At 75.4% G+C, this 22,612-nt stretch carries 18 protein-coding genes; 7 read left to right on the top strand and 11 right to left on the bottom strand.

The features are described 5' to 3' along the window. Positions 1-60: 60 nt before the first annotated feature. Positions 61-486 carry a roadblock/LC7 domain-containing protein gene (locus AB0Q99_RS18740; RefSeq protein WP_363573093.1) on the top strand — a complete coding sequence of 142 codons (426 nt, stop codon included), beginning with the start codon at positions 61-63 and terminating at the stop codon, positions 484-486. A gap of 157 nt (positions 487-643) precedes the next feature. Continuing rightward, on the top strand, positions 644-1,048 hold the full coding sequence (locus AB0Q99_RS18735) for a hypothetical protein (protein ID WP_363573091.1): 405 nt from the start codon (positions 644-646) through the stop codon (positions 1,046-1,048). Positions 1,049-1,103: 55 nt separating this feature from the next. Here the strand turns inward: AB0Q99_RS18735 and AB0Q99_RS18730 are convergent, their stop codons facing one another. The 5 genes from AB0Q99_RS18730 to AB0Q99_RS18710 form a co-directional block, all read right to left on the bottom strand. Beyond that, positions 1,104-1,883 (bottom strand): aspartate/glutamate racemase family protein, encoded by a 780-nt coding sequence (locus tag AB0Q99_RS18730; protein ID WP_363573236.1) that lies wholly within the window; start codon positions 1,881-1,883, stop codon positions 1,104-1,106. A gap of 135 nt (positions 1,884-2,018) precedes the next feature. Beyond that, positions 2,019-2,507 carry a GNAT family N-acetyltransferase gene (locus AB0Q99_RS18725; protein WP_363573089.1) on the bottom strand — a complete coding sequence of 163 codons (489 nt, stop codon included), beginning with the start codon at positions 2,505-2,507 and terminating at the stop codon, positions 2,019-2,021. A 314-nt stretch (positions 2,508-2,821) separates the two neighbouring features. Next, complete coding sequence (locus AB0Q99_RS18720) at positions 2,822-3,574, bottom strand: class I SAM-dependent methyltransferase (protein ID WP_363573087.1); 753 nt, start codon at positions 3,572-3,574, stop codon at positions 2,822-2,824. A 91-nt stretch (positions 3,575-3,665) separates the two neighbouring features. Then, positions 3,666-4,868, bottom strand: a complete 1,203-nt coding sequence (locus tag AB0Q99_RS18715) for an MFS transporter (protein WP_363573085.1) — start codon at positions 4,866-4,868, stop codon at positions 3,666-3,668. Between the two features lie 155 nt (positions 4,869-5,023). Next, positions 5,024-7,084: a phosphocholine-specific phospholipase C gene (locus AB0Q99_RS18710; protein ID WP_363573083.1), complete on the bottom strand. Its 2,061-nt coding sequence runs from the start codon at positions 7,082-7,084 to the stop codon at positions 5,024-5,026. Positions 7,085-7,405: 321 nt separating this feature from the next. On the opposite strand from AB0Q99_RS18710, the gene AB0Q99_RS18705 reads away from it, so the two are divergent. The 4 genes from AB0Q99_RS18705 to AB0Q99_RS18690 all read left to right on the top strand — a co-directional run bounded on the left by AB0Q99_RS18705 (position 7,406) and on the right by AB0Q99_RS18690 (position 13,713). Continuing rightward, a complete protein-coding gene (locus tag AB0Q99_RS18705) occupies positions 7,406-10,156 on the top strand; it encodes a BREX system ATP-binding domain-containing protein (protein WP_363573081.1) in 2,751 nt (916 codons plus the stop codon). Positions 10,157-10,330: 174 nt separating this feature from the next. Further along, complete coding sequence (locus AB0Q99_RS18700; RefSeq protein ID WP_363573079.1) at positions 10,331-11,353, top strand: helix-turn-helix domain-containing protein; 1,023 nt, start codon at positions 10,331-10,333, stop codon at positions 11,351-11,353. A gap of 176 nt (positions 11,354-11,529) precedes the next feature. Next, entirely contained in the window at positions 11,530-12,582 is a 1,053-nt protein-coding gene (locus AB0Q99_RS18695; RefSeq protein ID WP_363573077.1) for an alpha/beta hydrolase, read from the top strand. Between the two features lie 108 nt (positions 12,583-12,690). Continuing rightward, positions 12,691-13,713 (top strand): helix-turn-helix domain-containing protein, encoded by a 1,023-nt coding sequence (locus AB0Q99_RS18690; protein ID WP_363573076.1) that lies wholly within the window; start codon positions 12,691-12,693, stop codon positions 13,711-13,713. A 38-nt stretch (positions 13,714-13,751) separates the two neighbouring features. Here AB0Q99_RS18690 and AB0Q99_RS18685 read toward each other — a convergent pair whose 3' ends face one another. From AB0Q99_RS18685 to AB0Q99_RS18660, 6 genes are all read right to left on the bottom strand, one after another. Continuing rightward, positions 13,752-14,675, bottom strand: a complete 924-nt coding sequence (locus AB0Q99_RS18685; protein ID WP_363573075.1) for a glyoxalase — start codon at positions 14,673-14,675, stop codon at positions 13,752-13,754. 112 nt (positions 14,676-14,787) lie between these two features. Continuing rightward, positions 14,788-15,543 carry a YoaK family protein gene (locus tag AB0Q99_RS18680; protein WP_363573074.1) on the bottom strand — a complete coding sequence of 252 codons (756 nt, stop codon included), beginning with the start codon at positions 15,541-15,543 and terminating at the stop codon, positions 14,788-14,790. Then, on the bottom strand, positions 15,524-16,048 hold the full coding sequence (locus AB0Q99_RS18675) for a DoxX family protein (protein WP_363573072.1): 525 nt from the start codon (positions 16,046-16,048) through the stop codon (positions 15,524-15,526). The genes AB0Q99_RS18680 and AB0Q99_RS18675 overlap by 20 nt, the downstream gene beginning before the upstream one ends. Before the next feature lie 56 nt (positions 16,049-16,104). Further along, on the bottom strand, positions 16,105-16,767 hold the full coding sequence (locus AB0Q99_RS18670; protein ID WP_363573070.1) for a hydrolase: 663 nt from the start codon (positions 16,765-16,767) through the stop codon (positions 16,105-16,107). Between the two features lie 195 nt (positions 16,768-16,962). Beyond that, positions 16,963-18,837, bottom strand: a complete 1,875-nt coding sequence (locus AB0Q99_RS18665) for an amidohydrolase (protein WP_363573234.1) — start codon at positions 18,835-18,837, stop codon at positions 16,963-16,965. 296 nt (positions 18,838-19,133) lie between these two features. Next, a complete protein-coding gene (locus AB0Q99_RS18660) occupies positions 19,134-19,970 on the bottom strand; it encodes an alpha/beta hydrolase (protein ID WP_363573068.1) in 837 nt (278 codons plus the stop codon). A gap of 254 nt (positions 19,971-20,224) precedes the next feature. Here AB0Q99_RS18660 and AB0Q99_RS18655 point away from each other — a divergent pair, with 254 nt between their 5' ends. Further along, positions 20,225-22,582 (top strand): hypothetical protein, encoded by a 2,358-nt coding sequence (locus AB0Q99_RS18655; RefSeq protein ID WP_363573066.1) that lies wholly within the window; start codon positions 20,225-20,227, stop codon positions 22,580-22,582. Positions 22,583-22,612 lie beyond the last annotated feature (30 nt).

The following is a 22,612-nucleotide window of genomic DNA, read 5'->3' as shown; positions in this document are numbered from 1 at the left end:
GGAAGGCACCGGGGCGGCACGGCTCGCGCCGGGTGCCGGGAACGAAGCGACGGGAGAAGCGTGACTGACAGGCATGACCAGCTGACCGCAGAGGTGCGGGTGCTCCGGGACCGGGTCGTCGGCGTCACCGACGTCGTGGTGGCGTCCGTCGACGGGCTGCTGATCACGGCGGAGACCGACGACGCCGGCGCGGTCGACGGGACCGACGGGACCGCGGCGGCCGAGACCCTGGCCGCCCTCACCGCGGCCTCCTTCAGCATCGCCGGCCGGGTCGGCGGCCTGACCGGCAAGGGCCGGCTGCACCACGTCGTGTCGCGGTTCACCGACGGCTGCCTGGTGGCCCGGCCGGTCGGCGAGATGGCGCTGATCGGGGTGCTCGGGGACGCGGGCCTGGACGTGCAGCGCCTGCACGCCGAGGCACAGGGCTCGGTGGAGCGGATCGGCTGCCTGCTGACCGCGGGGCCCGACCAGGCGAAGGCCGACTGACCGTACCGGCGACCGAGTCGCCGGCGGCGGGGTCGACACCGAACGGACCTGAACTGGTCGGTGCTGCTCGGCCCCGACGAATTGATGAAGTGATGAATTGATGAACAACGGAGAAGGAGTACCAGTGAGCGGGTCGGAAGTCCGAGGAACCCAGACCATGGCCGAACGGGTCGCCGGGCTGGTCAAATCGCTGCGCGCCGAGGTGCCGGACTGCGTCGCCACCGGCGTCATCGACATGTCGACCGGCATGCTGCTGTCGGTGGAGACCGTCGACTCGCACCCGCCGGAGGTCCTCGACATGCTGGCGGCCGCGACCCTGGACCTGTTCCAGGGCCGCAACGTGGTGATGATCGAGGGCATCTTCAAGGAACGGCGCGGGGTGGTCAGCGACCGGCACTACTTCCAGGAGATCCTGGTCAACAGCGACAACCTGACCCACCTCTTCCTGCGGATCGACAGCACCGACGAGATCGTGGCCGTGGTCGTCTGCCGCAAGACGGTGAACGTGGGCATGCTGTTCGCCCAGGCCCGGCGGGTGCTCAAGGACCACGGCAGGCTCTGACCGCCGTACCCGGGCCGGCCCCGGCACGCGGGGTGCGTGCCGGGGCCGGCCCGGCTCACAACTCCCCGGTCGTGATCCGGTGGGCCACGACCGTCAGCGGGTCGAGGGAGGGGAAGGCCTCGCTCAGACCGGCGTCCTCGATCGCCCGGGTGACCAGGTGCAGTTCGGTGCAGGCGGCGACGAAGGCCCGCACGCCGTAGCGGGGCAGGGTCTCGCGCAGGAAGTCGACGGCGCGGGCGGGGTCCTCGCCGCGCTTGAGGCGGTGGATCTGCCGGTGCAGCGCCTCCTGGTCGGCCGGGCGCAGCGTGACCAGCCGCTCGGCGGCGCGGGCCCCGGCCGGGCCGGAGGTGAGGAGGCCGGCCCGGGCGGTGCCGGAGGAGCAGAGCAGCAGGTGCGGTTCGGTGGTGGCGGCCAACTCCTCGTGCACCACGTCGACCAGCGAGACGCAGCGCGCCCTGAGGTCGGCCGGCAGGTCGCCCAGCACGTGGTGGGCGGTGATGCAGGCGATCACGGTGCGCTCCGCGCCGGCCGCCAGCAGGCCGCGCAGCGAGGACTCCACGGCGCCGCGCAGCACGTCGAGTTCGCCGCTGCCGATGGCCTCGGTGCGGTCGACCACGGCGGGGTCGGACCAGAGCAGCAGCCGGGGGGTGTCCTGCTCGGGCTGGAGCCGACAGGCCCGGTAGACGGTGCGCAGCAGTTCGGTGGAGGCCAGCGGCCCCATGCCGCCGAGCACCCCGATCAGCGGGTGGTTCGGGCGGGTGCCGGAGCCGGGAGCCGGCTCGACGGTGGTAGCGGTGGTCGTGACGGCGGCGGTCGTGGCGGTGGTGGCGGTCATCCCAGACACGGCGGATCGAACTCCTCGACGAACGGGGCGAAGGGCGCGACGAGCATCAGGTGGTCGGTGGCCGGGGCGCGCGGGGGCCCGTCGCCGTCCCTCGGCGGGGGCACTTCCGCGGGACGCGGACGCGGGTCACGCGGTCCAGCGGTAGGTCAGGTCGGGCTCGTTCTCCTCGTTGCGGCTGCCGTCGTTCGTGTCCACCGCGACGAAGCCGTGCCGCTCGTAGAAGGCGCGGGCCTCGGTGTTCTTCTCGAAGACGTACAGCGAAAGCTCCTGCGGAGCGGCCGACTTGACGGCCTCCAGCAGCAGCGTCCCGATGCCGCGGCGGCGCACCTCGGGGCGCAGGTAGAGGTGGTCGAGCAGGGTGCCGTCGAGCGAGGCGAAGCCCAGGACGGCTCGGGTGCCGACGTCCTCGGCCAGCCAGACGCGGGTGCCGGGCAGCACCACGTGGGTGATCCAGCCCAGGGTGGCCTCGTCGCTGTGCAGACGCGGCAGGTACGGCATGGCCGCGGCGCGGGAGGCCAGGAAGACCTCGGTGACGGCTCCGGCGTCCTCGGCCGTCGCGGCCCGCAGCCGGACGGTCCCGGTGGGCGGTGCGTCGGACGGCACGTCGGCTGGCATCCACAACTCCTCGATCGGGGCATCACGGGCCGTGCTGCCGCGGGTGGAGCACCGAGGGCGGAACGCGCGAACGACATCCGCCGCACCCCGATGCCGGCATCGGGTGCGCCGTGGGTGATGAAGCCGAATTTCCCCCCGGATGGGCCCTGGTGAGCGGCCCCAACGGCATTGATCTTCGGCCAAGATAACACCTGGTCATGACCATGGGAACCCTCCCCGGGCAGCCGCCCGGCAGCGCACTCGACCCGAGGGAGGGCGTCGTTCACCGGGCGACGTCCCGGTGCGGACGGCTGCCGGCCGGCCGGTCGTCCGGGTCAGGAGCGGGCCGGCGGGGAGCCCGCGACCGCGGTGGCGCCCGCGACGAGCCACCGGGCCGGGAGTTCGATCCGCCGGCCCTCGGGGGTGGACTCCGTGGTGGTGAGCGGCAGTTCGCCGCAGGCCAGGACGGTCAGGCCGGCCGCGTCGAGGATCCCGGTGAGGGCCTCGTCGGCGACCCCGGCCGGGGCGAGGCCGTGCGCGAGGACCGGACGCAGCTTCGGCGGCGGCCCGGCGGGACCGTGGGCGAGGTCGGCCAGCACCTGCCTGGCGGATGCGGAGAGTTCCACGAGGAAGGCCCGGCCGCGCCCGCCGAGCAGCGCGGCGACGGCCTCGGCGACCGGACGGCGGTCGGCCGGCTCGCTCTGGTGGATCACGCCGCGCAGATAGACGTTGGCGTCGCCGAGGCGGTCGTGCAGCGCCCGGACGGCCTCGGCGTCGGTGGCGTCCAGCCGGGCGAACTCGGCCCGCCGGACCGGATCCCGGCGCCGGGCGAGGTCGAGGGCGGCGGCGGAGAGGTCGACCCCGAGGACCCGTTCGAAGCGGCCGGCCAGGAAGCGGGTCTGGGTGCCGTTGCCGCAGCCCAGGTCGACGACGGGCAGCTTCGGGTCGGTGAGGTGCGGAGCGAACAGCGCGAGGTGGCGTTCCGCCGTGAGGGACGGCTCCGCGTCCCAGATCACCGAGCCCGGCTCCTCGGGCGCGTCGCGCCAGAAGCCCTCCCAGGCGTCCCTGTACCGATTCGTCACGCTCATGGCGGAGACCTCCGGGTGTCACGCACAGTGTCCGGGTCGTGTCTATCGGTCCCGGGCCCGGGCGGCAAGCACCGCGTGGCGGGGCGGCGGCCTACGTCCCGGCGCTCGCCTGGCGCAGCAGGTACGCCCCGGAGGCGGCGGCCAGCGCGGCCATGCAGGCGGTGAAGACCAGGCCGGCCTGGGCCAGGCCGACCGGCCCGGTGAGCAGGCCGACCCCGATCACCGGGATCGAGATGCCGAAGTAGGCGACCACGAAGAGCATCGACAGGGCGCCGCCGCGGTGTTCGGCGGGGCTCGCGGCGGCGACCTCGCCCACCGCGCCGCGCAGGCCCATGCCCTGGCCCGCGCCGCCGACCAGGGCGGCGAGCACCAACGGCGGGAGGGCGGTCCAGGCGAGGGAGGCGGCCAGCAGGGCCAGTCCGGCGATGAGCACCAGGCAGCCCAGCGGGATCGCCCGGGCGGTGCCGAGGCGGGGCACCAGCAACTGGCCCAGGGTGGAGGCGAAGAAGGCCACGAAGACGATCAGACCGACGACCGCGTGGTTCCGGACGCCCAGCTCGGTCGCGAGGAAGGCGGGGCTGACCGAGGTGAAGACGCCCAGCAGGGAGAAGCCCGTGAACGCGGCGATCCCGGCCGGGACGAACACCCGGCGGACCTCCGGCGGCAGCGACGGCCGGTCGGGCCGGGCGGTGCGCAGCGGGCGGGCGTCGGCGATCGTCTCGGGCAGGAGCAGGATGAGGGCGAACGACGCGGTCAGCAGCACCAGGTGCACGGCGAACGGCAGGACCAGCGGGTCGGGCGCGTACTCGGCGAGCAGGCCGGAGAGCAGCGCTCCGAGGCCGAGGCCGCCCATGTTGGCGGCGATCGCCACGAAGCCCGCGCGGGCCCGCTGCCCGGGCGGGGCGAGCTCCAGGACGTACGCGGTGCCGGTGCCGGTGAACAGGCCCGCCGAGAAGCCGGACAGCAGCCGGCCCAGGCAGAGCAGCGGCACGTCGTCCGCCGCCAGGAAGACGCCGGCGCTGCAGGCCGCGAAGCCGAGCCCGCAGAGCAGGACGGGGCGGCGCCCGACGGTGTCGGAGACGTTGCCGACCAGCAGCAGGACGCCGATGACGCCGAAGGCGTAGACGGCGAACACGACCGTCACGGTCAGCTCGGAGAAGCCGATCTCCTCCTGGTACAGCCCGTAGAGCGGCGTGGGCAGCGTGGTGCCCATCATGCAGACGGCGAAGGCGGCGGCGGCCATGAGGTAGCCGAAGCGGCCCGCGGCGGGCCGGGCGGTCCGGCGGTCGGTCATCCGCCCACGATAGGCGGGCCGTCCGGTCGGGCCCGTGCGGTGCGGGGGCGCGCTGCGCCGAATGGTGGTCGGCCGGCTGCCGGGGCGGTGGCTGGGCGGGCCGACGACCCGCCCCGGGCGGGTGAGGTGCCCTGGGCGGGTCGCCGGCGGTGGGGTCAGGAGGTGATGATGCCCGGGTCCGAGAGGCCCGGGGCGCCGGTCTCGACGTGGCCGGCCAGGCGGCGGACGAAGTCGGCGGTCGCGGCGGATGTGACGGTCACGTCGTACCAGCGGCGGCAGCCGCCGAGGTCGACGGTGTACGAGACGGTCGCGCCCCGGCGGACGGTGACGGTCTGCGGGGTGCCGCCGTAGGCGTTGGCGACCGTCAGGACGACGTCGGCGGCGCCCGGGTTGGTGAGGGTGAGGTCGAGGTTGCCGGTGGTCGGGTTGTGGCGCGCGGTGACCTCGGGCCCGGCGGTCCTGCCGGGGTTGCGGAAGCGGCGCAGGAAGCCGTTGGGGCCGTGCACGGTGAGGTCGGTGACCCCCTTGGAGTAGGTGGTGTTCCAGGCGTCCGCGATCGACTTGCCCGCCTCTGCGGTGTAGGTCCACGGGCCGTCGGTGCGGTTGGCCGAGGTCACCAGGAACTGGGCGCCGGCCGCCGCGCCGCCGCTGAAGGTCAGGCGGTACTTGCCGGTGCCGGTGTCGGCCGCGCCGTCCACGGCGGGGGCGTACTTGAGCGGGCGGGTGGGCTTGGCGCCCGGTTCCTGGACCGGCATGGTGCCGGTGGCGGGCGGGGTGGGCACGTAGTCGGGGTGCCGGTTGCGGTCCGGCGGGAGGTAGCCGGCCGTGGAGGGCAGCGCGACCCTCGCGGTGTTCGACGCGGTGAAGTCGAAGGCGGAGGTCAGGTCGCCGCAGACGGCGCGCCGCCAGGGCGAGATGTTGGGCTCCAGCACGCCGAAGCGGCGTTCCATGAAGCGGATGACCGAGGTGTGGTCGAAGGTCTCCGAGCAGCTGTAGCCGCCGGTGCTCCAGGGCGAGACCACCAGCATCGGCACCCGCTGGCCGAGGCCGTACGGGCCGGCCGCGGTGGAGATGTTCCCGGCGAAGTAGTCGGCGGTGGTGGACACCGTGGACAGGCCCTGGGAGGCGGAGGACGGCGGGAACGGCGGCACCACGTGGTCGAAGAAGCCGTCGTTCTCGTCGTAGGTGATGAACAGCGCCGTGCGGGCCCACACGTCGGGGTTGGAGGTCAGCGCGTCCAGGACCTGGGAGACGTACCAGGCGCCGTAGTTGGCGGGCCAGTTGGGGTGCTCGGTGAACGCCTCGGGGGCGGCGATCCAGGAGATGGACGGCAGCGTGCCGGCCTGCACGTCGCGGCGCAGGTGGTCGAAGAGACCGTCCCCGGCCTTGGCATCGGTGCCGGTGCGGGCCTTGTCGTACAGCGGGTCGCCGGGCTCGGCGTTGCGGTAGTTGGTGAAGTACAGCAGCGAGTTGTCACCGTAGTTGCCCCGGTAGGCGTCGCCGATCCAGCCCCAGGAGCCCGCCGCGTCCAGGCCGTCGCCGATGTCCTGGTAGACCTTCCAGGAGACCCCGGCCTTCTCCAGCCGCTCGGGGTAGGTGGTCCAGCCGTACCCCGCCTCCTGGTTGCCGAGCACCGGGCCGCCGCCGGTGCCGTCGTTGCCGGTGAAGCCGGTCCACAGGTAGTAGCGGTTCGGGTCGGTGGAGCCGATGAAGGAGCAGTGGTAGGCGTCGCACAGGGTGAACGCGTCGGCGAGCGCGTAGTGGAACGGGATGTCCTGGCGGGTCAGGTAGGCCATGGTGGTGGCCGTCTTGGCGGGCACCCACTGGTCGTACTTGCCGTTGTTGAAGGCCTTGTGGCCGCCGGCCCAGTCGTGGTTGAGGTCCTGGACGAACTGCAGGCCCAGGTCGTCGACCCGGGGGCGGAACGGCAGCACCTCCTTCTTGGCGCTGTCGGTCTGGTGCCACACCGACTTGCCGCTCGGCAGGGTCACCGGGCGGGGGTCGCCGAAGCCGCGGACCCCCTTCATCGCGCCGAAGTAGTGGTCGAAGGAACGGTTCTCCTGCATCAGGACGACGATGTGCTCGACGTCCTGGATGGTGCCGGTGGCGCCCTGCGGGGCGATCGCCGCGGCGCGCTCGATGCTCTGCGAGAGCGTGGCGAACGCGGCGGTGGCGCCCGCGAGTCGGAGGAAACGACGACGGCTCGGCTCTGCCATGGGGGAATGACCTCTGGGTGTCGCGGGGGTGGAGGACGGCACCCCAAGGACAGCGGCCGCGGGGTACCGCCCGGCGGACCGTTCATGACTGCCCGCTGTACGGCGGACGAACGCCTCGAGTTGGCTGAACACGTTCGGCGAGGGGGTCGGCCGGAGCGGCCTCGCCGCCTCGTCCTCGGGCCGGGGCGGAGACCGGTCGCCGAGCGGTCGCGGCCTGTGGCCGGAACCACGCGCAGGGTGGTAACCGCAGCTCCTGACGGCCGTTAACCTTGGGTGCCCGGGGCGGGCGGTCCGTCCGACCGACCCGAGGGGAACGAAGAAGTGGCGCACGACAGCCGGGTCCCGGCCGTGGTGGGGCGGCAGCGGGAGACGCAACTGCTCACCGCGGCCCTGGTGCAGGCCGAGGACGGCGCCAGCGGGTCCACCGTGCTGCTGCGCGGCGAACCCGGCGTCGGCAAGTCCACTCTGCTGGGCTGGGTCGAGCGCGCCGCGCGCGAACGGGGCTTCACCGTGCTGCGGGCCGTCGGCACGGAGGCGGAGACGGACCTCGCGTTCGGCGCCCTCCACCAGGCCTTCCGGTCGCTGCTCCGGCGCTCCGACACGCTCTCCGCCCACCAGCGGGACGCCCTGGAGAGCGCACTCGGCGTCCGCTCCGGCACCCCGAGCGGCTTCGCCGTGGGCGCCGCCGCCCTGGCGCTGCTGGAGGAGGCGGTGCGGACCGCCCCCGTGCTGCTGCTCGTGGACGACCTGCACTGGATCGACTCGTCGAGCGCCACCGTCTTCGCCTTCCTGCACCGGCGCTGCGCCGAGCTGCCGATGGTGATCGTCGGCGCCGGCCGCGCGGACGGACCGGCCGCGCAGACCTGGTCGGCCGAGGCCGTCGAGGTCCGCGCGCTGCCCCGGCCGGACGCGGCCCTGCTACTGGGCACCTGCTACCCCGAACTCGCCGCGCCCGCCCGGGACCGCGTCCTGGCGGAGGCGGCCGGGAACCCGTTGGCCCTGGTGGAGCTGCCGCGCCAGCTGGCGGCCGCTCAGCAGCGGGGGACCGCCCCGCTGCCCGAACGGCTCCCGCTGGGCCGGAAACTGGAGCGGATGTTCGCCGACCGGCTGGGCGCGGTGACGCCCGAGGTCGGCCGTTTCCTGCTGCTCGGCGCCCTCGCCACCGGCCCGGACTTCAGCAGCGGCGGCTGGCTGCGCGCCGTCGCGGACGACAACGCGCGGGAGGCCCTGGCCCGGATCGAGGCGGACGGCCTGGCCCGGCTGGACCCGGCCGGACAGCTGGTGTTCCGGCACCCCCTGGTCCGCACCGCCGTCCTCGCCGCGGCCTCCGACACCGCGCGCCGCGAGGCCCACCGCGCCCTGTCCGAAGCCCTCGCCCCGGAGGACCCCCAACGGCTGGTCCACGAGGCCGCCGCCGCGCTGCTGCCCGACGAGGACCTCGCCCACCGCCTGCAGGAGGCCGGCCGCGACCTCGCCGGCCGCGGCGGCGACGCCGAGGGCGCGCTGCTGCTCGAACGCGCCGCCGTCCTCAGCCCCAGCTCCTGCGACCGCGTCCGCCGGCTCACCTGGGCCGCGGTGATGTCGGCCCGCGGCGGGCAGCTGCGCCACACCGCCGCCCTGGTGGACGAGTTGAAGACCAAGACCGTGCCGGCGGACGTCGCGCCGCTGTTCGCGTACGCGGTGGTCTACGCCGACCAGAGCCACCACGTCGACTTCGCGTCCTCCGCCGCCCTGCTGCCAGCGGCCCTCGACTCGCTCACCGCGCCGGGCGCCGACACCTTCGGCGGGCTGACCGAGCAGGTCTACTTCAAACTGCTCCTGGCCGCCACCTACACGGACGACCCCTGGGCCTGGCGGGCCCTGGAGCGGCACCGGGACGAGGTATCGGAGGCGGGCCGGCTGTGCCTGCGGGCCTGGACCGACCCGGGCCCGGACGCGGCCGCCACGCTGCGGACCGTCGCCGAGGGCATGACGGAGGAACAGGAGGCGGGTGCGGCCTGGCTGCTGCTGTGGACCACCTCGGCGCTCGACTGCCCCGAGAGCGACCTGTGGCAGCGCTTCACCGGGCTGCACGGCTACGCCACCCAGGGCTCGGTCGCCAAGGCCAAGTGCCACCAGGACTTCCTGCTCGGCGACTGGGACCGGGCCGCCGTCTGCCTGCGCGAGGCCGAGATCGCGGACGAACTCGGCTACCACACGAACGCGTTGATGTTCCGTCAGTACTACGCCCACTTCCTGGCCGGCCGGGGCGACGAGGCCGGACTCCGGGAGGTCGAGCAGGCCGTCCGGCCCACCGCCACCCGGGCCCGGATGCGCTACGTCCTCGACCGCCTGACCCACCTGCGCGGACTGGCCGCACTCGCCCACGGGCGCCACGAGGAGGCGTACGCGCACTTCTGCGAGCTCACCCCGCCCGGGCGGCTGCCCGGCGGTCCGCCCTGGCACCACGCCCTGGTCCTCGACCTGGTCACGGCCGCCGTGCACACCGGCCGGCACGAGGAGGCGCGGGCCCACCTCGCCGCCGGGCGGGCGGCCCGTTCCGCGGAGATCTCCGCCCGCCACGCCTTCCTTTGCGCGGCCGCTGCCGCACTGGCCGCCGAGGACGACCAGGCCGACGCCGCCTACCGCGCCGCGTACGCCGTCCCCGGCGCCGAGCGGTGGGTGTTCGACCTCGCCCGGCTGCGGCTCGCCCACGGCTCGTGGCTGCGCCGCCGCCACCGGCCCGGCGCCCGGGAGCCGCTGCGCGCCGCCCACCACGTGTTCCGCCGCCTCCGGGCGGACCCCTGGGCCCTGCGCTGCGAGGAGGAGCTGCGGGCCGCCGGCGAGCCCGTGGCGCCGCCGCCCGGCGCACCGGCCGCGGAGCCCTCCGGCCTGACCGGCCAGGAGCTGCGGATCGCCCGGCTCGCGGCGACCGGTCTGACCAACAAGGAGATCGGCCGCCACCTCCAGCTGTCGCCCCGTACCGTCGCGGCCCACCTCTACAAGATCTTCCCGAAGCTCGGCATCACCTCGCGGGCCGCCCTCGCGCACGCCCTCGACAGCGCTCTCGACGGTGCCCTCACCGGCACCTGACCTGCGCCGACGCCCGCTCGGCCGGTGGTCCCGGCGCTGTCCCGGCGCCGCCCGGGGGCGAGTCCCGCCGGGTGCTGCCGGAAGGACAGTCAGATGACCTAACGGCCCGCAGCGCCCGCGCCCCAGGCTGGGACCGCAGGACTTCGGCGGAAGGGCGGTCAGATGGGCGTGCGGGTGACGACCGCGTCGGTCGCGGACGCGGACAAGACGGCGTACTGGCGCGGGGCGGTGTCGCGGGCGATGGTCCCGGTCGAGGTGCACCCGCGCGCCGAGCGGCCGTTCGACGGGCTCCTGGTGTCCCACCGGCTCGGCTACCTGCGGATCTCCACGCTGGAGGCGGACGCCGCCCGGCTCTCCCGCACGGCCGCGCTGATCGAGCGGGCCCCGAGCGGCGAGCCGCAGGTCGCGGTCGGGGTGCAGGAGGCGGGCCGGGCCGTCCTGGAGCAGGACGGGCGCCGGGCGGAGGTGCCCCCGGGCGGGCTCGTGGTCTACGACACGGCGCGTCCGTACGCCCTCGACTACCCGGAGCGCTTCCGCACCCACCTGTTCCACCTGCCGCGCCGGCTGCTGGGCGTGCCGGAGCGGGACCTGCGGCAGGCGGCCGCGACGGCCGTCGGTCCCACGGAGGGTTGCGGACCGGTGCTCCTGCCCTTCCTCGGCGTCCTCGCCGCCTCCGCGCACTCCTACCCGGCCCCGGTCGGCGACCGACTGGCGGGCAGCGTCGCGGACCTGCTGAGCGCCCTCGTGACCGAGCTGGCCGGTGCCCGGCCGACGGCGCGGGCGGACGCCCCGCACACGCACCTGGTCCGCCGGGTGCGGGAGTACGTCGACCACCACCTGGCCGACCCCGAGCTGGCGCCCGAGCGGATCGCGCACGCCCACCACATCTCCGTGCGCTACCTGCACCGGATCTTCGAGGGGGAAGGGGTGACGGTGAGCCGGCTCATCCAGCGGCGCCGACTGGAGGCGTGCGCCCGCGAGCTGGCCCGGCGCGGCCGCACCGCTCCCACGGTCTCGGCGGTCGCCCAGCGGTGGGGCTTCGTCAACCCGGCCCACTTCAGCCGGACGTTCCGCGCCGCGTACGGCGTCTCGCCCCGGGAGTGGCGCGAGCGGCGGGACGAGGACGAGCGGCGGGACGTGCGGCAGCTGCGCGGCGTGACCGACCCGCGCGGCGCGCGGGACGGCGATGCCGGGTGACGTGCCGCCGGACCGCCGGCCGGAGCCCGTGTGCGGTCGGGCCACCGGGGGCCGCCGTCCCGGCCGTACGGTCGAGCGGCGCCGCCGCACCCACCGGGGGAGGTGCGCCGGGCGGCCGGCCCGGCACCCCCGGGTACCCGCCGCGGCGCCCACCGATCCGAGCCAGGAGCGAAGAGTTGTCCGACCCCACCCCCCTGTCCGACCGGCGCCCGGTCCTCGACCGGGCGCTCCAGGAGTTCCTGGACGCCCGGGCCGGCCGGGCCGCGACGGACCTGCCGGACCTCTCCTTCCTCGCCCCGGACGGTGCCCCGGGCACCGAGTCGTCCGCGGAGGCGCCCGCCTGGCCGTACCCCGGGCCGCTCGACGAGCGGGACGGCGACCCGGACGGCGACCCGGACGACCCGCACGGCACCTCGACGGAGTGGCTCGCCCTGCCCTGCGGGCCGACCGGACGGGTGCACGTCCAGGTGACCAGACCCGTCGGCACCGTCGGACCGAGCCCCGTGGTGCTCTTCCTCCCCGGCCTCGGCTGGTCGCTCGGCGACGCCGCCTGCTATGCCCGGCTGGTCCGGGAGTTCGCCCTGGGCACCGACGCCGCCGTGGTCTACGTGGACTACGCCCGGGCGCCTGCGGCCCGCTACCCGGTGGCCGTCGAGCAGTGCCACGCGGTGGCCCGGTGGATCCACGCGCACGGTCACGAGATCGGGCTGGACGGGCGCCGCATCGCCGCCGTCGGCGACTCCGCGGGGGCCAACCTGGTGGCGGCGCTGACCCTGGTGGCCCGGGAGCGCGACGACGTCCCGCTGGTCCACCAGGTGCTGCTGTGCCCGGTGACCGACGCGGACTTCGACACCCCGTCCTACCGCCGGTACGCCTCCGGGTACTTCCTGCACCGCGACCACATGCGCCGGTTCTGGGACGACTACCTGCCGGAGCCGCGACGGCGCCGGGAGGCGACCGCCGCGCCCCTGCGGGCCTCCCTGGACCAGCTCGCCGGGCTCCCCCCGGCGCTCGTGGTCACCGCCGAGGCCGACGTCCTGCGGGACGAGGGCGAGGCCTACGCGGCCCGGCTGCGCGCGGCCGGCGTGCCGGTGGTCGCGACGCGCTACCAGGGCACCGTGCACGGTTTCCTGCTGCTCGCCGGGCCCTGCCCCACCGGCACCGCCCGGGCCGCGCTGATCCAGGTCCTCGACACCGTGCACGTGGCCCTGCACAGCCGCTCGTGGTGAGCCCGCCCCGGAGCGCCGGACGGCCACTGCTCGGGAGCCACCCACGACACGAACCGATCCGTCACCGCCGGCCCCTCCCGGGCCGCCCGACCCCTTACGGAGCCACCGATGCCCGTCGTCCTCGACACCACCGGGGTACCGTCCGCCGACCGCGCGGAGTACTGGCACGAGGCCGTCTCCGCCACCTTCATCCCGCTCGACGTGTCGCTGCTCGACAGCGCGGCCGCCCCCGCCACGATCACCAGCCACCAGCTGGGCGCCCTGCAGGTCTCCCTGGTGGAAGCCGGGCCGCAGCGGGTCGAGCGCAGCGCGGCGCTGATCGCCCGCGGTGGGGAGGACCACCTCACGCTGGCCCTGCAGCACCGCGGCACCGCCCGTCTGGTGCAGGACGGCCACCGGGTCGAGCTGCGGCCGGGCACCTTCGCGGTCTCCGACGCCGGGCGGCCGTTCGTCAAGGAGCTGCCGGAGGCCTTCGCCTTCACCGCCTTCCACTGGCCGCGGTCGGTCGCGGGCGTCGGCGAGGAGGACCTGCGGGTGCTGACCGCGACGCTCTTCGACGGCGCCGACGACACCGCCCGGCTGGTGGCCGGGTACCTGGAGTGCCTCTCCCGGTCGGCCGGCTCGATGGAGCCGCAGCTCGCGTTCTGGCTCGCGACCACGGCGCTCGACCTGCTGGCGGTGCTCGCCCAGGAACGCCGCGGCCGGTCGGTGCCGGAGGCTCCCGAAGCGGCCCTGGCCACCCTGGCCCGGGTGAAGGACCACATCCTGCGCCACCTCGGGGACCCTGACCTCTCGCCGGAGCGGATCGCGGCCGCCCACCACGTGTCGGTGCGGTACCTGCACAAGCTCTTCCGCTTCGAGGGCGTGACGGTGGCCCGCTGGATCCAGCGCCAGCGGCTGGACATGTGCCGCCGGGACCTGGCCCGCCGCACCGCCGGCCGGGCCACCGTGGCGGCGGTGGCCGGTCGTTGGGGCTTCGTGAGCGCCAGTCACTTCAGCCGGGCGTTCCGGGCCCGCTACGGGGTCTCCCCGCGTGAGTGGCAGGCGCACGCCGGGGCCGGTCCCGCACCCGGCGCCGGGCGCGGGACCCGCCCCGGCGCCTTCCCGTCCGGGTGCGGCGTCGCCGTCTGAGCCCGCGGGCGAGCCCGGGGCCCGTCCGCGACGGCCGCTCACCGGTCCGAGTGGATCTCCGCGACGTAGCCGCCCGGGAAGCGCACCATCGCGCTGTCCCGGCCGCCCGCCGTGACCGGGCCCCACAGCACCGACGCGCCCGCGGCCTGCGCCCGCCGCAGGGTCGCGCCGAGGTCCGGCACGCCGTAGCCGGTGAGCTCCCGGCCGAAGGGGTACGGCAGGCCACCGTCCGTCACGGCGACCGTCGTGGTGCCGAAGCCGGAGGAGAGCCGCAGCAGTCGGTACGTCGTGCCGGGCAGCCCGATCGCGGCGCCGTCGGCCCGCCGGTCGTCGGAGACGACCCGGCCCCGGGTGAAGGCGAGGTAGCTGTGCAGGAAGGCTCCGACCGCGTCGGGTGACAGGTAGAGGCGGTTCTCCGGCACGCTCGCCAGCTCGGGGTAGGACGGCGGGGTGGCGTGGACGTAGAGCTGGGCGGTGATCCCGCCGGGGAACTGGATGACGGCGTCCCGCCCGATCGGGTCGGCGAACGGGGCGACCGTCACGGCCGCGCCGTCGGCCCGGGCGGCGCGGACCGCCTGGTCGAGGTCGGTCACCAGCCAGCCGGTGCGCTCGGCGCCGAACGGGTACGGGACGGGCGTGGTGTAGTCGAACACCGACAGGGTGCCGACCGGGGAGACCACCAGCTCGGACAGCGTCCGGCTCGGCGTGGGCGTCACCTGGGTCGCGTTCGGCCCGATCGTCGTTCCGCCGAAGGTCGCCACCCAGGCGGCGGCGAAGGCCTGCTCGGTGCCCGGCTCGACGTAGACGTGGGTGGAGTCGTACTGCGGGCCGACGGCGAACTGCCGGTGCAGGCCGATGGGTTGGGGCTGGGTGCCCGGGGTCGCCGTGGCGGTCGGGACCGCCGTCAGTGCGGCGAGCGCCGCCACCAGCGGGACCACGCGTCGGACGAAGCGTCGTTTCATCGGGTGACCTCCCGGTCGTCGTCGCCGCGCCCGGCGCCCGCTGAGCGGGCGCCGGGCGGGCGGGGTCGTGTCCACGTGGGCTGTCCACATGGGGGTTGTCGGTGAGTGCCGGTCAGGCCGTCGGCGGCGCCCAGTGGGCGTCGGGGGCCGAGAGCCGGCGGGCGGTCAGCGCGGTGGCCAGGAGCAGCAGGGCGGCCAGGGCGAGGGCAGCGGTGAGCCACCCGTGCAGGACCAGCGCCGCCCCCGCGAGGCCGCCGAGCAGCATTGCCAGGGCCGAGAGGATCCGGCGTCCCGGACGGGGTGCCGAGCCGCCGGCCGCCGTGGAGTCGGCGGCCAGGCCGGTCAGGGTGAGGGTGAGCACGGTGGTGGTCAGGTCGGGCACGGCGAGCCGACGGGCCACCGCGTTCTGCAGGCCCATGCCGAGCCCCAGCAGGACGATCAGCGGATAGCCGGTCCCACTGACCGCACCGGACCCGCCGCTGCCGCCGACCCCACCGGCCGCGGCGGTGCCGGCCGCCGCGGTCAGCAGGACGGTCTGGATCCCGGCGGCCAGCGCCAGCAGCCGGCCGCGGTGGAGGGGGGTGCGGCTGCCGAGCCGGCCGCCGACGAGCGCGCCCGCCAGGAAGGCCGCCGGCGAGACCAGCGAGGCCACGACCGACAGTCCCGGGGCCCCGGCGAGCGCGAACCCCAGGAAGACCACGTTGCCGGTCATGTTCGCCACGAACACGTGGCCGAGGCCGAGGTAGCTCACCGCGTCCACCACCCCGGTGGCCACCGTCAGCAGGAGCAGCAGCGGCGGCAGCGGCCCGTGCCGGTCCGCGCGCGGCGGGACCAGGGTCCGCAGGGCGTCAGCCGACAGGGCGCGCACCGGCCGTCGCCTCCCCGGGCACCGCCGCGCGGTGCAGGACCGCCCGGGTGAGCAGCCCGCTCGCCGGGCCGAGCACCACGGCCGCGACCGACAGCCGGAGCGGCCAGGCGGTCAGGCCGACGGCGTGGTCCGCGGACCACCGGCCCGGGCCGGTGAGGGCGAGCGCTCCCGAGACGACCACCAGCACCAGCGGGTACTCGTAGCCGTCGTTCTGCACCCAGAGCCCGTGCGGCCGCTTGACCGTCAGCGCCACCGTCATCACGCCCATGGCGACCATGGCCGCCGCCGGGGTGAGCGCGCCCAGGGCCAGGAACAGGCCCGAACCGATCTGCCCGGCGCCCGCGGCGAGCGCGGTGAGCGTCCCGCCGCGGAAGCCGTCGTGCCGGAACTCCTCCGTCCCGCCGGCGAGGCCGTTGCCGCCGAGCCGGTAACTCACCTTCTGTACGCCGTGTCCGGCGATGAGCAGGCCCACCACCACACGGAGGATCAGCAGTCCGGTGTCCATCGTCCCTGTTCCTGTCCCTGGTCTCTGTTGCTGATGCGGAGTCGGCGGGCGCCGGCTCAGCCCGCGGCGTGCTCGCCGATGACGGCCTGCGCGTAGACGACCCCGAGGCCGTACGCGCCGGCGTGCTCCTTGACGATCTCCATGACGGCGCCGTAGGTCTCCGTCCGGGCCCAGTCGCGCTGGAGCTCCAGCAGCACCTGGACCCAGGTGACCGGCACCGCGCCGGCCTGCGTCATCCGCTGCACGGCGTGCTCGTGGGCCTGCGGGGAGACGCCGCCGGAGGCGTCGGTGACGACGTAGACCTCGTAGCCCTGGTGGATCATGGACAGCACCGGCAGGACCAGGCAGACCTCGGTCCACAGGCCGGCTATGACGACCTTGCCGCGCCCGGTGGCCTTGACCGCCTCGACGACCGCCTCGTCCTCCCAGGCGTTCATCGAGGTGCGGTCGAGGATCTCGGCCTTCGGGAAGACCGCCGCCAGCTGCGGCAGCAGCGGGCCGGAGAAGGACTCGGCGGCGACGGTGGTCAGCACGGTGGGGACGTCGAAGGCCCGGGCGGCCTTGGCGAGGCCGACGGTGGCGTTGATGATCGCGGTGCGGTCGCCGCTGCCGGTGCCGAAGAACATCTGCGGCTGGTGGTCCACGAACAGCACCACGGCGTTGTCGGGGGTCAGCAGGTCGGGGCTGGGGGTCGAGCTGACCCGGGTGAGGTCGACCATGAGGGTTCCCTTCGGTCCTTCTGGTGGATCCGCCGCGGGGTGTTCCGCGGCGGAGGTCTGCTGGGCGGTCCGGTCCGGTTCGTGATCCGGTCCGGTACGTGGCCCGGTGCGTGATCCGGTCCGGTACGTGGCCCGGTGTGGGGGCCGGTTGCGCCGGATGGTCCGGTCGGTCGCGCCGTCCGGTGGACCGTGGGGTCAGAGGAGGATGCAGGGGTCGAACGGCTGGGCCTGCTCGACCGCCAGGCCGCGCCCGGCGCGCCAGGCGCGCTGCAGCTCCGACTCGGCCACGACCTCGCCGAGCAGCTCGGCCTGCCGGGCGCCCGCGCCGCCCGGGCTCCGGTGGGAGTGGTAGCCGCCGAAGCGGGCGACCGGGCTCCAGGCCGGGGTGACCGCGGGGAGTTCCTCGTCCATGCCCTCGTAGTCCGCCGCGGCGTGGACGATCCGGCCGCCGACCACGGTCAGCAAGGACTCGATGTGCGGGATCTCCTGCTCGGGCACCGTGAAGAAGTCGTCGGACAGCACCGCGAGGTCGCCGTAACAGCCTTGCCGCAGCACGCCCTTGACGTCCTGCTCGCCGGTGAGCGCCGCGCCCGCCGTGGTGTACATCGCGAGCGCGGTCGCCCGGTCGACCCGGTTCTGCGGCGACCGGATCGCCAGGCCGCCGACCGTGCGGCCGGAGACCAGCCAGTGCAGGGCGACCCAGGGGTTGTACGAGGACACCCGGGTGGCGTCCGTACCGGCGGCCACGGTCAGCCCGCGCTCCAGCATCGCGCGGATCGGCGGGGCCTCGGCGGCGACGCCGACGCCGTACCTGCGGGTGAACACCTCGCCCTGGAAGGAGAGCCGGTTCTGCACGGCGAGCGAGCCGCCGAGCGCCGCGATCCGGTCGAGGCTGTCCCGGGAGACGGTCTCCGCGTGGTCGAAGAGCCACCGGTTGCCGGCCGGGAAGAGCCCCTCGGCGGCGAGCTTCTCGAACACCGCCAGGTCCCGACGGATCGTCTCGTCGTACGTCGCGTGCAGCCGGAAGCCCCAGCCGTGCTCCGTCAGCAGCCGGACGGCCTTCTCGAACTCGTCTTCGTAGCCGTCGAGTTCGGGGCGTGGCTCGGCGAAGTTCTCGAAGTCGGCGGCGGCCCAGGTGAGGTTCTCGCCGGCGCCGTTCAGCCGCAGCCACTCGTCGCCGTCCCCGGGGCGGACCGTCTCGACCCACCGGGTGAGGTCCGCCAGCTCCTGGCCCGGGGTCTGCGGGAACAGGTGGTAGGCGATGCGCAGGGAGAGCAGGCCCTCCCGGGCGAGTTCGGTGACCGTGGCGTAGTTCTCCGGGAAGTTCTGGAAGCCGCCGGCGGCGTCGATCGCGGAGGTCAGCCCGAAGCGGTTCAGCTCGCGCAGGAAGTGCCGGGTGGAGGCCTTGCGCTCCTCGGGGGCCAGGGCGGGTGCCTTGGCGAGGGTGGAGTAGAGGATCAGCGCGGCGGGCGCGGCCAGGAGCATGCCGGTGGGCTCGCCGCCGCGGCCCCGGACGATCCGGCCGCCCTTCGGGTCGGGGGTGTCCCGGGTGTAGCCGGCTGCCCTCAGCGCCGCGCGGTTGAGGATCGCCGACTGGTAGAGGTGGAGGACGAACACCGGGGTGTCCGGCGCGGCCTCGTTCAGCTCGGTGGGCGTCGGCAGCCGCCGCTCGGCGAACTGCTCCGCCGACCAGCCGCCGACGACCCGCACCCACTGCCCCCGGGGGGTGCGGGCGGCCTGCTCCCGCAGCATCGCCAGGGCCTGGCGTAGCGAGGTCACCCCGTCCCAGCGCAGCTCCAGGACGTAGTTGAGGCCGCCCCGGATCACGTGCAGGTGCGAGTCGTTGAGGCCGGGCACGACCCGCCGGCCGAGGGCGTCCACCACGGTGGTGGCGGGCCCGATGAGCGGGGCGACGTCCGCGTCGTCCCCGACGGCCGTGATCAGGCCGCCGCGGACGGCGAGGGCGCCGGCCGGGGGGCGGTGGGCGTCCCCGGTGTGGATCTTCGCGTTGCGGACGACCACGTCGGCCGCGTTCTCGACGGCGTGGGGGACCAGCCCGCCGACCGGCATTGCAGGCACCTGTCCAGCCTCCTGTGACGGTTCGGGACCGCCGCCCCGGTCCGGGCGGCGGAGGGGCGTCCGGGCGGGCCGGTGTGCACGGACCGGCTCCGCCCCGGATGCCTGATGGAACGTTAAGTCGCACGTCGGGGGCGGACTTTGCGCTCAGCGCACACCCTCAGGTCCGGGCGTGCACCCCGTCCGCCGGAGCGCGGCCGCGGACGACGGAAGAGCCCCGGGCCCTCCTCCGTCCGGCAGGACGGGGGAGGGCCCGGGGCTCGGCGCGGGGGCGGACGGGCCGCCCCCGGTCACTTCGCGAGGAAGGCCAGCAGCGCCTCGTTCACCTCCTCGGCGTGGGTCCACAGCAGGCCGTGCGGCGCGCCCTCGATCTCCACGTACTCGGCGGAGGGCAGCGCCCGGTGGAACGGCCGCCCGGTGTTGTCGATCGGCAGGATGCGGTCGCCGGTGCCGTGCAGGATCAGGGCCGGCACGTCGATGCGGGGGAGGTCGGCGCGGAAGTCGGTGTACCAGGTGCCGGGCGCGGCCGAGGCCGCGTAAGAACCGCCGCCGGCCGCGGTGTTCCAGCTGTTGCGGACCGCCTCCTCGCTGATCCGCGAGCCGAGGTTCTCGTCCAGGTTGTAGAAGTCCTGGAAGAAGTCCCGGTAGTAGGCGTAGCGGTCGGCCTTCACCGCGGCGACGATGCCGTCGAAGAACTCCTTCGGGGCGACTCCGTCCGGGTTGTCGTCGGTCTTCAGCAGGCAGGGCTCCAGGGAGGCCAGGAAGGCGACCTTGGCGACGCGGCCGGAGCCGTAGGAGGACACGTAGCGGGCGACCTCGCCGGTGCCCATCGAGAAGCCGACCAGCACGGCGTCCCGGACGTCCAGAGTCTCCAGCACGGTGTTCAGGTCGGCGGCGAAGGTGTCGTAGTCGTAGCCGGTGGTGGGCTGGGAGGACCGGCCGAAGCCGCGGCGATCGTAGGTGATCACCCGGTGGCCGGCGTCGAGCAGTGCGGCGCTCTGCCGCTCCCAGGAGTGCCCGTCCAGGGGGAAGCCGTGGATCAGGACGACCGGCTGACCGGTGCCGTGGTCCTCGTAGTAGAGGTCGACGGGGGCGGAGTTCTCCTGGCCGACGGTGATGAACGGCATGGGCTGTGGTCTCTTCTCTCTGGTCCGCTGTGTTCCACCGCGGCCCGTGGGCCCCGGTTGGAGGACACGTTAGGTCCGGCCGTATGCGGAGGGTTTCCGCTGCGGGCACGGCGTGTCGTCCGAGAGCGCCTTTCGGGTCGCCGGGCCTGCCGGGTCGTGAACCGGACGGACCCCGTCGCCCGTAACACCGGAGAGGGCGTGCGGAACGTGCGTTCCCGGAGGAGCGGGTGTGCCGCAGGAGGCGGGGAGGACGGATGACGGGGGGTCCGCTGCCTTCGCATGCCGGGGGACGTCCGGTAGCAGGGGGGGCGGACCCCGGTTGGTCGCTTGCCGGGGTCGCGGTCTCCGGGGCGGGTGGCTCGACGCTGCGGGCGCTCGGGCCGCATTTCGTCATCGCGCCGCCCGGCGCGGAGGCGGCCGGACTGGCCGAGGCGCTGGCACCCGTCCGGGCCGAGTCGCGGGCGGTGCTGCTGCTCGTGGCCGCCACGGACGCGGCGCCCGTCCTGACGGCCTCGCTGGACGTGCTCGCGCAGGCGGCGCGCGACCGCGGCGCCGACACGTTGGTGCTCGCCGCCTCCGGGCTCGCGGCGGTCGGGCGGACCGGCCGGCGACCGGCCGAACTGCTGGCCGGTCGCTGCGGCTTGACGGTCGTGGCGCCCGACGCGGTGGTCAGCGTCGAGGCGGACGGCACGCTGCCGGTCGTCGACGGATCCTGGTGGCGCTGCCTGCCCGGTGGGGGAGCGGTGCCGCTCGGCGACCGCTGGCCCGCCGCCGCGACCATCACCCCGCTGGCGGGCGGCGCCTACTGGATCACCGAGGCCCCCGTGGGGCCGGAGCGGCCGGCCGTCCTGGACCGGGCCGTCGCGACGGACGACGGACTGCTGCTCGTCCTCGGCGAGCCGGGCGGCATGCTGCCCAGCGGCAACCAACTCGCCCAGTCCGCGGCACTGTTGCAGGAGACCACCGGGAAGCGGGGACGCCTCGCGCTGAGCGCGCCGTGGGCCGAGCCGATCCGGCTCATCGAACTGGCCGCGGTGTCGGCCGCTTCGCTGCGGCAGGAGGTACGGGCGGCCGTCGGACTCCCGGTGGCGACCGGAGGCGGGGCCGGAGCCGCCGAGAGGAGCGCTGCCCGACACGTCCACGTGGGTGCGAACGGCGCCGAGGGCTGGGAACCGTACCTCACCGAGCTGGTCGCCCGTCCGAGCGACCGCACCGTCACCGCCGTCGCCTGGCGCGCCCGGCCCGACCTGCCCCCGGTTCCCGGGCCGGCACGCTACCCGGCCTTCCCCGGCTGGGAGTTGGAGGCGGTCGCGGCCGGCCTCTGGCTCCGCCCGGCGGCCACCCCCGACCGGGGGCCCCGGCTGCGCCGCCCCGACCCCGCGCAGCCGGTGCTCGTCGTCGGCGCCCCCGGACGCCCGGTGCCCGAGCTGCTCTGGGACCACCTCGGCGCCGTGCTCGGCTCACTCCCGCCGGGAACGGTGCGCCTCGCGCTCGCCGTCGCGGGGACGCTGGACGTCGGATCGGCGGCGGTGGGGCGGTTCTGCGCGCGGCTGTACGGGCTGGACTGGATCGGGGCGGAGGCGGGGCCGGTGGCTGTGGCTGAGGCGACCGAGGCCGAACCCGCGGCGGTGTCCGAGCCGTTCGAGCAGACACCCCCGGAGGTGCGCCCGGTGGCTGCGCCCGAGGAAGCTCCGTCGGCGTCATCGGCGTCATCGGCGTCCGAGGAGCCCTCCGCCGCGGAGGAACGGGCTGACCCGGAGCCGGACCCGGACCCGGACCCGGACCCGGACCCGGACCCGGACCCGGACCCGGACCCGGAGTCCGAGCCCGAACCCGAGCCGGACCCGGAGCAGGAACCCGCGCCCCCGGCAGCGGTCGCCGAGCCCACCACCCCCGCGCAGGACCGCGCGGCCCTGGTCGCCCAGCTCGGCGACGCCTACGTGCGGCTGATGCGACGGGTGGAGGACGCCGCCACTCGGCTGCCCAGCCTCCGCGTCCGGGCGGAGCAGGGCGACCCGAGGCCCGAGCTGGTCGCCGTACTGCTCCAGCACGGCGATTGCACCCCCCTGGCCTCCGCGGCCGAACTCCGCGCGGCGGCCCGGTCCGGCGCACCCGGCCGCTTCGGCCCGTACCTGCGCTGCCTCGCCGCCGGCCTGCGGCGGCTGCCGAGCCACTACGGCGGCGTGCTGGTGGCGGGCCCGGCCGGGGCGACCGAGCTCGCCGGGTACACCCGGGGCGCGGTCCTGACCGAGCCGGCACCGGTGACCGGCCTGGCGGCACCGGGCGCGGACCTCGGCGAGGACGTCGGGATCGAGTTCGCCATCTGGTCCGTCGGCGGCCGCCGCAGCTCGGCCTTCGGCGAACCGGGCGACCAGCCGACGGTGGTCTTCGCCCCGGGGACGGACTTCGAGGTGGTCGACGTCCAGCCGGCCGATCCGGACACCGGACGCCCGGCCCGGGTCCTGCTGCACGAGATCGGCGGCGTCCGCCCGGGCCCCGACCGCCTCCGCGGCTGGCTCGCCCGCCGCGACGCCGTCGCCCCCGCCGACCGCGTCCGGCCCGTGGACCCCGCCCGCTACGCGCTCGATCTCGGCGCGGGAGCCGCTGGGTGACCCGAGGGACGGCGCGCTCGGTCCGCGCCG

Origin of the sequence: Kitasatospora sp. NPDC086791 (assembly GCF_040685975.1) — a bacterium.
GTDB lineage: Bacteria > Actinomycetota > Actinomycetes > Streptomycetales > Streptomycetaceae > Kitasatospora.
This window is presented reverse-complemented; position numbering and strand designations above follow the sequence as displayed.